Source organism: uncultured Cedecea sp., assembly GCF_947498825.1.
Taxonomy (GTDB): Bacteria; Pseudomonadota; Gammaproteobacteria; order Enterobacterales; family Enterobacteriaceae; genus JGM124.
In genome coordinates this window covers 1-239 of sequence record NZ_CANMLV010000092.1, presented here as the reverse complement: position 1 = coordinate 239, position 239 = coordinate 1, and the positions used below count along the sequence as shown (strand labels likewise).

Below are 239 nucleotides of genomic sequence, written 5' to 3'. Positions count from 1 at the left end.
ACCTGGTCTGAATACAAACAGTATTTTGAACGTGATGCCGCCCTGGAGCGCCGCTTCCAGCGGGTGTTAGTGGACGAGCCGGATGACGACACCGCCTGCCTGATGCTCAGAGGCCTGAAATCCCGCTATGCACAGCATCACGGGGTGCATATTACCGATGATGCGGTGCGCGCGGCGGTCACGCTCTCCCGTCGTTACCTGACCGGCCGTCAGCTGCCGGACAAAGCCGTGGATCTGCT

1 pseudogene is annotated in these 239 nt (G+C 60.7%); it reads left to right on the top strand.

Annotated elements, in window-relative coordinates:
* A pseudogene (locus Q1A40_RS23070) lies at positions 1–239 on the top strand (hypothetical protein); the annotation flags it as partial.